This window comes from Aquisphaera insulae (genome assembly GCF_011064615.1).
Lineage (GTDB): Bacteria > Planctomycetota > Planctomycetia > Isosphaerales > Isosphaeraceae > Aquisphaera > Aquisphaera insulae.
Genome location: NZ_JAALJH010000160.1, coordinates 1 through 9,789 on the forward strand (window position 1 = coordinate 1; position 9,789 = coordinate 9,789).

Below are 9,789 nucleotides of genomic sequence, written 5' to 3' on the forward strand. Positions count from 1 at the left end.
CTGCGGGTCATCGACGACGAGCTCGGGCGGATCGAGGCGCTGGACGGTGATGCGGATGCGGCCGGTCGCGACGACGACGCGGCGTTCCTCGCGGAGGCCGAGCTCGAAGGGTCGAGGCGCGAGGTCGCGGCGATGAGCCGGGAGCTGATGGAGGTCCTTGACGAGCTCTGCCGGCTCCGCAAGGGGAGGGATGCGGTCGGCGAATCGCCGGCCCCTGAGCCGTCGGCGGGGGGCGATTCGTCGGTGCCGAACCTGGCCAATCCGGAGAGCCCGATTAGCCCGCGAGGGGCGGAAAATACGGTTGACGAACCATCGTCTGATGTGATTCAAGTCGCTTTTGAGTCAGTGGTTACGGAAATTGACCGGGACGCGTCTCGCGACGATCGGACCCAATTGCCTGACGCGGGCGGGTCGGGAGCGTCGGGTGGCCGTGGTGGAACACCACGGGACCGCCCTGGCCCTGGTGAAGAGCCTGTGCCATCACTCGGCCTGCCTTCCGTGGTGTTCCACCACGGCCACCCAGTGCCATCTGTCAATCTCTCGGGATCCCGAAGCCCAGCCGTTGGCGACAATCCGGGGTCGCGCGACGATCGGACCCAATCGCTTGACGCGGGCGGGTCGGGAGCGTCGGGTGGCGCCGGGTCGCCCCGGAGCTCATCGGCCGAGCCGGAGCGGGAGAGATCCGTCATGGTCCCGACTCGGCCGGCGGGAGAGGGAGGTCCACCGCCGCGGACGTCCTGGCGTGGGGCGGCCGGGAATTGCTACGATGGCATCGCTCCGAAGCGGGCCCGGACATCCCGGGGCCTACAGATCAAGGCGGGTGCTCGAGATGAATTTGCAGCAGGCGGTGGCGGGCGTGGCGGAGGAAGATCATCCAACCAGGGACGAAAGTTCAGTCCGGACGGAACGTCGGCCGCCGCCGCTGGCGTCGTCGATCCTGGAGGCGATCGGCGGCACGCCGCTGGTCGACCTCAGGCAGCTCGTCCGGAACCGCGGGCTCGAGGGGCGGATCCTCGCCAAGCTCGAGTATCTCAACCCGGGATCCAGCAAGAAGGACCGGGTGGCCCTGGAGATCGTCCGCCGGGCGCGTGCCGACGGCCGGCTCCGCGAGGGCCAGGCCGTGGTCGAGGTCACCAGCGGCAACACGGGGACCGGCCTGGCGATCGTCTGCGCGGCGCTCGGGCATCCCTTCGTGGCGATCATGTCGAAGGGGAACACGATCGAGCGGGCCCGACAGATGGCGGCCCTCGGGGCCGAGGTCATCCTGGTCGACCAGGGGCCGGACGCGGTGGTGGGCGAGGTCACCCGCTGCGACATGGCGCTGGTGGAGGAGACGGCCCGCCGGATCGTCGCCGACCGCGGCGCCTTTCGCGCCTTCCAGTTCGAATGCGAGGACAATTGCCGGGCCCACGAGGAGTCGACGGGCCCGGAGATCTGGGAGCAGTCCGGGGGCACGATCGACGCCTTCACGATGATCGCCGGCACGTGCGGGACCTACACCGGCGTGATGCGGTATCTCCGCCGGGTCAATCCGTCGGTCCGGGGCTACCTGATCGAGCCGGCCCGCGCGGCGGTGCTGGCGGGCGTCTGCGTGGACGACCCCCGGCACAAGATCCAGGGGGCCGGCTATGCCCGCGACCTGCCGCTGCTGGACCGGTCGCTTGTCACCGATTACGCCCAGGTCGAGGACGACGAGTCCGCCGAGCTGACCCGCGCGCTGGCGGTGGAGGAGGGGATCTTCGCGGGGATCTCCACCGGGGCGAACCTGGCGGTGGCCCTGCGACTGCTGCAAGGCCCGGAGCGCGGGCGGACCGTCGCCGTCATCGTCTGCGACAGCGGCCTGAAGTACCTCAGCACCGACCTCTATCCCTGAGCCGGGCACCCATGGCGGATCTGGACACGATTCCCTTCGCGGACGACGAGGCGGGAAGGGACAAGGCGCGGCAGGCGGTCGACGTCGCGATCGATCGCGGCCGGGACAGGGACCGGGGCCGCAGTCCGCGGCTTCGCGAGGAGGGCGGGCGGCCCTCGTCGTCGTCGCCGGCCTTCTGGATCATGCTGACCTCGCTGGTCTCCACGCTCCACGTCGCGGCGATCTGGCTGGGGCTCGGCGGGCTGGACGGGCTGAATAACGGCTGGCCGATCTGGCGGGACGACCACCCGATCTACTTCCACACCGCGATGGTGAACCGGCCGATGCTGTCGGCGACGGGGATGACCGCGGGCTACGACCCGTTCTTCATGGCGGGCTATGCCAAGAGCGTGGTCTTCCCGTCGTCGTCCACGCTCCCGGACCTGGTGATCTGGGCGTTCGGCGGCGCGCGGCCCGAGTTCGCCTACAAGATGTACGTCCTGGTGGCGGTGGCGGCCCTGCCGTGGCTGGTCTCGCTGGCGGCGGCGGTCTGGAGGCTCAGCCCGCGGGGGATCGCGATCGCGACGATCTTCTTCCTCCTCTACCTCTGGACGGACTTCCCGATCAACTACGCCGCGTTCGGCATGGTCCCCTACCTGGTCTCGATTCCGCTGGCCCTGGTAGCGGCCGGGTTCTTCGCGGATTACCTGAGGGACGGTGGGATCCTCCGCTGGCTGCTGGCGGCGGCGGGGGCGATCGCGGCCTGGATCGCCCACCTGACGGTGCCCATGGTCCTGGGGCCGGCGGCGGGCCTCTGCTATCTGGGGGCGCTCTTCTCGACCGAGGCTCGGCGCCGTCGGCCCGTCGAGGGTGTGGATCCGGACCCACCGCGCGGGCTCGCCTGGACGCGGCACGTCGGCGCCTGGCTGCTGGTCCCGGCCGTGCTGGCGGCCAATGCGTTCTGGTGGCTGCCAGGGCTCTGGCTGGGATCGACGAAGGGGATCAGCGACTTCGCCTTCGCCCACTCGGACGAGTCGCTGGCGGGCCGGCTGCTGAAGATCTTCCTGGCGGAGGCGGAGGCGGAGACCATCCTGATCGCCGCCGGGCTGATCGGGCTGGTCGTGCTCCTGTCGCGGTCGCGGATCCTCGGGCTCTCGCTGGCGGGCTTCGCGGTGGGGGGCTTCTTCTGGGGGTATCTCGCGGCGTTCACGAAGGCGCTGGACTTCCTCCAGCCGGGTCGGCAGACCTATGCCTTCTATGCGGCGCTGGCGATCGCCGCGGGGGCGGCCGGCGACGCGATCCTGAGGCGGCTGGCGGAGTCGTCGTTGCGGCCCAGGTTGGATCTCCTGGCGACGGCGGCGGCGGCGCTGGTGCTGGTCCGGATGCTCGGGCCGGAGCTGGCCGGCTCGGTCCGGGCGCGGGTTCTGGCCCCGGAGCCGTTCCTCTCGAGCCGGCCGTCGAGCCGGCTGCTCTGGGTGATGGATCGGATCAAGGCCGCCGACCTGAAGCCCGGCGAGCGGCTCCTCTATGAGGAAGGGGGCAAGGACCTGCCGGGGATTCCCGACCCGTTCCGCGGCGGCCGGTTCAGCGGCCTGATCCCGGAGCGGACGGGGGTCGAGTGCCTCGGCGGCCCGTACCTTCATGCATCCTTGACGACGAATTTCACCCAGTTCGGCGAGGGGAAGCTGTTCGAACGGGAGGACTGGGATCGGGAATTCTTCGTGAAATACGCGCGGATCTATCGCCCGTCCGCGATCCTCTGCTGGAGCCCCCACGCCCGCCGGTTCTGCAAGGCCAATCCCGACCTGGTGAAGGTCGTGGACGACGACGGCTCGCTGCTGTTCGGGCGGATCGAGGGCTTCGGCGGCTTCGCGATCGAGGGGGCCGCGACGGTCCGGGCGGAGGCCGGGAGGCTTGTCGTCAGCGGCATGAGGCCCGGGGTTGACGGATCGGTGGTCCTGCGGTATCACCACGTCCCGAGTCTACGGGCGACCCCCGCGGTGCCGATCGAGCTTCGGCCCGAGGAGGGCGACCCCGTCCCGTTCATCGCGCTGCGGCCCCCTCGGGGCGTTCAGGATGTCGTCCTGGAGATGGCCGCGCCTTTCGGGACACGGGCGGATGGATCGGGGTCGGGCTCGGGGCCCTGAGATCGCGGCGGCGCACGGATGAAGATCAAATCGCGTCCTGCGTGGCTTTCTCCAGGGAGGGAGTATGCCGTGCTAGAGATCGGCTCCGCACCGCGACGTGACGTGCTCCGTCGGTTCTCGCCCTATGTCTTCTGGCTCATCTGGGCGGGGATCGTCCTGCTGGCCGCCGCCTTCTACTATCCCAAGGCGGCGGACGACCGCAGCGCGTTCGTGCGATGGCGTCCCCAGGTCCTCCGGTTCTGGCAGGGCGAGAACATCTATGACAAGACGTTCTTCCCCAACCCGCCGATCCTGCCGATCACCGTCGGGCCCCTGATGGCCCTGCCGGCGGCCGCCGCGGCGATGACGTGGTTCGCGATCAAGATCGCGCTGACAACGGTCGCCATGGTCCTCTGCTTCCGCGTCGTCAAGCCGGCGGGCAAGCCGTATCCGGTCTTCTTCCAGAGCATGGTGCTGCTGCTCAGCCTGCGGCCGATCCTGGGAGACCTGCACCACGGCAACATCAACCTGCTGATCCTCTTCCTGATCGTGACGATGTTCGAGGCGTGGCGGACGGGGCACGACGTCCTGGCGGGCCTGCTGCTGGGGCTGGCGATCTCTTACAAGGTGACGCCTGCGCTCTTCCTGCCCTACTTTGCGTATAAGAGATCATGGAAGACGGTCGGCTCCACATTCCTGGGACTGCTGCTGTTCCTGGTCGTCGTGCCGAGCCTGATCGTCGGCCCTCGGTTCAACTACGAATGCTTCACCATGTGGTGGCATCGGATGCTGACGCCGTTCCTGGTGGAAGGTGCGTCCAGCCCGCAGGAGGTGAACCAGTCGATCCCCGGGGTCCTGACGCGGTTGCTGACGGAGATCCCGCCGGGGACGAACCGATACGACCTCCATCTGGACGTGAACCTCGCCTCGTGGCCGCCGCAGGTCGTGGGCTATCTGGTGAAGGGCGTGGCGGTCTGCCTGCTGGGGCTGCTCGGCTTCTTCTGCCGGACGAGCACGGCGAATCGCCGCGACCCGCGCTTCCTGGCCGAGTTCTCGCTGGTCGTCCTGACGATGCTCTTCGTGTCGGAGCGGAGCTGGAAGCACCACTTCGTCACCCTGCTGCTGCCCTACACGTACCTCGTCGCGGAGCTGTACGCCCCGTCGAGGCGGCCCGGGCCGAGGGTCGTCATGGGCCTCGTGCTGGCGCTGTCGTGCCTGCTGATGGCGACGACCTCCAGCGAGGTCGGGGGCTTCTTCGCGAAGGGGCGTGGCCACGAGATCGCCCAGGGCTACGGCATGTTCCTGTGGGCCGCGGTGGCCCTCTATGCGGGCGTCGCCTGGCGGATCCGGGCCGCCTCGGGCGGCGTGCCGGCGGCCGCGGATGGGATGGGCGACGACCGGCAGTCTCCGCCGGCGCCGCACGTCGCCATCCGGAAGGACACGGCGGACCGGTATCAGGGGACCTGAGCGCGGCGGGGCGGGGCGGACGCGCCCCGAGCCGTCGAGGACCGCATCGCATTACGCCACATCATGTCTTGACTCGTTTCGTTTCGCGACATCAAGTCACTTTCATTTCGTACTGGGGCAGGGTTACGCGGGCCGAAGCCGCGGAGCCCTTTACACGTCCGGCCGATGGCCAAGGAGGGCCACATGGAACCGTCAGGAACGGCCCCGCGTACCAAGCGGGCCCAGGAATTCGCGCTCGAACGGCTGGACGATCGCCAGCTCCTCAGCGCCGGGATGGGGAACACGTTCGCGATCATCCCGGGCACCGTCTCCAAGGCCGGCGAGATCACGAGCATCCAGTTCAAGATCGATCCCAGCCGGTTCACGGCGCCGCGGAAGGGGAAGATCATCCTCGGCATCGACGTCGCCTCGTCCGACTCGTCGTCGGCGTTTCGGCCCTACATCGTCTCGGTCAAGACGCCGTCGGGCCAGACGATCATGGCTCAGCACGCGATCTACTCGAAGACGCTGGTGAAGTCCAAGAAGCTGGCCTCGGCGGTGAGCTCGGCCACGCTGGTCACGCTGCCGGTCCCCAAGGCGGGGCAGGCCGCGGGCGTCTACACGCTCCAGGTCGAGGGCGCCAGCAAGACGACCGGCAACTTCCTGACCGGCTTCTACCTGCCCGGCGACACCACGGGCAGCGGCGAGGTCACGACCACGGGCCTCCAGACGATCGTCTCGGAGCTCGGCCAGAGCTCGAGCGGCTCGAAGTACACCTTCGACGCCGACAGCAACCGCGACGGCAAGATCACCATGTCCGACGTGGCGATCGCCTCCAGGAACCTCGGCGCCAAGACCACCATCAGCCCGGTGGTCGACGTGAACCTCGCCCAGACCAGCGATTCGGACCTGCAGGACCGGATCACCAGCCAGCGCAACGTCGTCTTCACGGGGACCGTGAGCCCCGGGGCGAGCGTGACCTTCTCCGAGATCAACAAGAACTCGGCCGGGGCGTCCGGGGTGGCGGATTCCTCCGGAAACTACAACATCACCGTGCCCCTGGGCGACGGGTCGAACACGTTCCAGGTGACCACGATGGACTCGTTCGGCCAGTCGATCAGCGGCCAGATCTCGCCGGTGACCTGGAGCGCCAACCCGCCGAAGGTCGTGAACACGCCCTCGGATCTGGCGACCAAGACCACCTGATCGAGCGATCCGGGCCTTCACCCGCCGCCCGTCGTCGACGAGGCGGGCGGCGGGATCAGGCCCTCCGCGGCGGCCACGGCCTCGCGGACGGCCGGCGGCCCCGCGAGCCGATTCCGCCTCAGGAGCGCGCACGCGACCTCCCCTCCGATCGCGCCGAGCGCCCAGGCCGCGGCGATCCGGACTCCCGGATCCTCGGACTCGTCGCCGAGCCGCCGCCCCAGGCCGGGGACGGCCGCGGCGACCCGTCGCGCGCCCAGGACGAGCGCGGCGTTTCGCACCAACCCTCGCCGCCTGGCACGCTTCCTCGCCGAGCCGCGCAGGGCCTCACGCCAGGCCGCCTCATCGCGGTCCAGCCAGGCCAGCAGGTCGGCCGAGGAACCGTCCCCCCCCTCCCGGTCCGGGATGGCGTCGAGCTCGGGCATCCGCCCGGCCGGGGCCTTGCGGTTCCACGGGCAGACGTCCTGGCAGACGTCGCAGCCGAAGACCCAGCCGTCGAGCTGCTCCGCGATCGGCCCGGGGACCGGCCCGGCGTGTTCGATGGTCCAGTAGCTGATGCATCGCGAGGCGTCGAGCTGATAGGGCCCGGCGAAGGCATCCGTCGGGCAGGCGTCCAGGCATCGCGTGCAGGTGCCGCAATGGCTCGTCGCGTGCGGCGGATCCGGGGCAATCTCCGCGTCCACGAGCAGCGCGCCCAGGAACGTGAAGCTGCCGAGCCGTCGGTCGATGAGCATCGTGTTCTTGCCGATCCAGCCGAGCCCCGCCAGGCGGGCGAAGTCCCGCTCGAGCAGCGGCGCCGTGTCCACCACGCCCCGCCCGCGGATCCCCGGGCACGCCTCCTCCAGCCAGGCGAGCAGGGCATCGAGCTTGTCCCACAGGACGCGATGGTAGTCCGGCCCTCGGGCATACCGCGCGATCTTGCCTCGGGCCGGGTCGTCGCACGCCGCCGCGTCCGCGCCGGGCCGACCGTAGACGACGCTCAGCATCACCACGGTCCGGACCCCGTCCAGCACCCCCTCGGGATGTCGGCGGGCCCCGGCATGACGCTCCATGTAGAGCATCCCCGCGTGCCGGCCCGCGTCCAGCCAGTCGAGGAAATGCCCATACCCGGGCGCCCCGACCGCCGCCGCGATCCCCACGCCGTCGAACCCCAGCCGCCGGGCCTCGGCCTTGAGCCGGACGCCCAGCCCATCGGGAGAAGTGTCAGCCACAGATTCACACGGATGAGACAGGAGAACGGGAGGTTGATTGGTGGGCGCCGAGTTTGTCGCCCGTCGATCGACTCTCATTCCAGGATCTTCCCGGATCGGCCCCCACATTCCAGGCGTGAATCGGCGTGCATCAAGGGCTGATACTCTCGGGCCTTCATCTCTGGCCCTGCGAGACGAGCGACCGAGAGTCCTTGGCGCCGAGGTTCTCGTAGATGTGGCGGGTCGCGTCGGATCGGTTCAGGGTGTAGAAGTGGAGTCCGCGGACGTGGTTGTCCAGCAGGTCGCGGCACTGTTCGGTGGCCCAGTGGGTGCCCACCTTCGCGACGGCGGCGTTGTCGCCGTCCCCGCAGCGGGCGACGGCCCGGAGCAGCTTCGCGGGGATCCGCGCGCCCAGGGCGAGCTCGGCGATCCGGGTGAGCGTCTCCCGGGACGTGACGGGCATGATCCCGGCGAGGATGGGGACCTTGATGCCGGCGAGGTCGCAGCGGTCCCGGAAGTCGTAGAAGTCGTCGTTCCGGAAGAAGAGCTGGGTGCAGATGTAATCCGCACCGGCATCGACTTTCTTCTTCAAGTTGTCCATCTCGTGGAGTCGGTTGGGGGTGCCGGGGTGCCCCTCGGGAAACCCGGCCACGCCGATGCCGAAGCCCCGCGGGTCGCGGCTGCCGCCGTGGCCGCGGACGAACTCGACGAGCTGCGAGGCGAAGCGGAAGGCGTCGTTGGCACGGTCGTAATTCGCCAGGTTCCGCGGCGGATCGCCGCCCAGGGCCAGGATGTTCTCGATGCCCGAGGCCGCGTACCGATCGAGGATCGCGGCGAGCTCTTCCCGCGAATGGCAGACGCACGTCAGATGGGAGACCGCCGTCAGGTCCGTCTCGCGCTGGATCCGCACGATCAGGTCGTGCGTCCGCTCCCGCGTCGAGCCCCCGGCGCCATAGGTCACCGAGACGAACGAGGGCTTCAGCCCCTGGAGGTCGGCGATCGTCTCGAACAGGTCGTCCGAGGCCTTGTCCGTCTTGGGCGGGAAGAACTCGAAGCTGAACGTGGTGGGATGGGCCGCGAAGATGTCGTGTACGTGCATGGGGGTCGTCCCGGGAGGGCAGCCGCAGGGAAAAGCACCGAGAGGCTCTGCCACAGGATAACTCAAGCCGGCCGGACGGGGGAACCCATCCCGGAATGGCGTTGCCTGCGTGAGACACCGAGGAGCGAGCTATCGCGCCCTGTCCAACTCGGAAGGATCGAGCGGTGGATTGGGCGGGATGGGGAGCCATGGTCGATGGGTGGCCGGCTCGTAGATCTGCTCCCAGGCGGCGAATTTCTCGGCCAGGCGAAGGGCCTCTACGGCCTGTTGTCGGACTCTCGCAAACTGCATCTCCTTCTCCGCGAGGTTGGAGAAATGCCAGGACTTCTCCATCATCTGCGGTTGATCGAGGAGTATCGCGTGCGACTCTCGATAGTACCGCTCCGACGAGATCGCGGCGGCCAGGATCTCGCGGTAAGTGAGCCAGCGATGGCATACGGCGGCCGACCACCAGCCGATGCAGCCGAGCATGACGAGGATGCCGGCCAGGGCCGCCACCCATCGGGCGGGGAACGCGAAACGGCGATCGCCTGGCGATGCTTCCCGGACGATCGTCAGGCCGACGCACTCCGCGAGGACTCCGCCGAGGAGGGCTGCCAGCAGCGGGGGCCCTGACAGGGCCAGGACCCGATACCCGGTGCGGAGCCCGTCCAGGTGATTGAAGGTGAATTCCCCGGTCGTCATGAAGCATCCGCGCCACAGGTCGTCGAGGGCATTCACGGCCCACGGCTCATAGGACACGTTCACGTACCTGTCGAGGTAGATGACGACGAACAGGACGACCTCCAGCACCAGCCCTCCGGCCACCCCAAAACCGAAGAGAAATGGCCGAGCTTTGCGCCGAGCGACCAGCCGGCGAGTGAGCAGGACTAG

General features: G+C 69.1%; 8 protein-coding genes. 4 read left to right on the forward strand and 4 right to left on the reverse strand.

From position 1 onward, the window contains the following. Positions 1-330, reverse strand: a 330-nt coding sequence (locus tag G6O54_RS37570) for a hypothetical protein (protein ID WP_205679157.1), incomplete at its 3' end; no start/stop codon positions are given. 436 nt (positions 331-766) lie between these two features. Here G6O54_RS37570 and G6O54_RS35825 point away from each other — a divergent pair. From G6O54_RS35825 to G6O54_RS35840, 4 genes are all read left to right on the forward strand, one after another. Further along, positions 767-1,873 (forward strand): PLP-dependent cysteine synthase family protein, encoded by a 1,107-nt coding sequence (locus G6O54_RS35825; RefSeq protein WP_250847240.1) that lies wholly within the window; start codon positions 767-769, stop codon positions 1,871-1,873. Between the two features lie 11 nt (positions 1,874-1,884). Beyond that, on the forward strand, positions 1,885-3,999 hold the full coding sequence (locus G6O54_RS35830) for a hypothetical protein (RefSeq protein WP_165235470.1): 2,115 nt from the start codon (positions 1,885-1,887) through the stop codon (positions 3,997-3,999). A gap of 69 nt (positions 4,000-4,068) precedes the next feature. Further along, positions 4,069-5,445: a glycosyltransferase family 87 protein gene (locus tag G6O54_RS35835; RefSeq protein WP_250847241.1), complete on the forward strand. Its 1,377-nt coding sequence runs from the start codon at positions 4,069-4,071 to the stop codon at positions 5,443-5,445. Between the two features lie 183 nt (positions 5,446-5,628). Then, positions 5,629-6,630 (forward strand): Ig-like domain-containing protein, encoded by a 1,002-nt coding sequence (locus G6O54_RS35840; RefSeq protein ID WP_165235476.1) that lies wholly within the window; start codon positions 5,629-5,631, stop codon positions 6,628-6,630. A gap of 17 nt (positions 6,631-6,647) precedes the next feature. On the opposite strand, the gene queG is transcribed toward G6O54_RS35840, so the two are convergent. From queG to G6O54_RS35855, 3 genes are all read right to left on the reverse strand, one after another. Further along, complete coding sequence (gene queG / locus G6O54_RS35845) at positions 6,648-7,838, reverse strand: tRNA epoxyqueuosine(34) reductase QueG (protein ID WP_250847242.1); 1,191 nt, start codon at positions 7,836-7,838, stop codon at positions 6,648-6,650. Between the two features lie 154 nt (positions 7,839-7,992). After that, complete coding sequence (metF, locus tag G6O54_RS35850) at positions 7,993-8,916, reverse strand: methylenetetrahydrofolate reductase [NAD(P)H] (protein WP_165235482.1); 924 nt, start codon at positions 8,914-8,916, stop codon at positions 7,993-7,995. Positions 8,917-9,045: 129 nt separating this feature from the next. Then, on the reverse strand, positions 9,046-9,789 hold a 744-nt coding region (locus tag G6O54_RS35855), incomplete at its 5' end, for a hypothetical protein (RefSeq protein ID WP_205679158.1).

What these genes read in the sequence shown, in the direction of transcription:
- G6O54_RS35825 (WP_250847240.1), top strand. Translation starts at nt 767, where the DNA reads ATGGCATCGCTCCGAAGCGGGCCCGGACATCCCGGGGCCTACAGATCA.
- G6O54_RS35830 (WP_165235470.1), top strand. Translation starts at nt 1,885, where the DNA reads ATGGCGGATCTGGACACGATTCCCTTCGCGGACGACGAGGCGGGAAGG.
- G6O54_RS35840 (WP_165235476.1), top strand. Translation starts at nt 5,629, where the DNA reads ATGGAACCGTCAGGAACGGCCCCGCGTACCAAGCGGGCCCAGGAATTC.
- metF (WP_165235482.1), bottom strand. Translation starts at nt 8,916, where the DNA reads ATGCACGTACACGACATCTTCGCGGCCCATCCCACCACGTTCAGCTTC.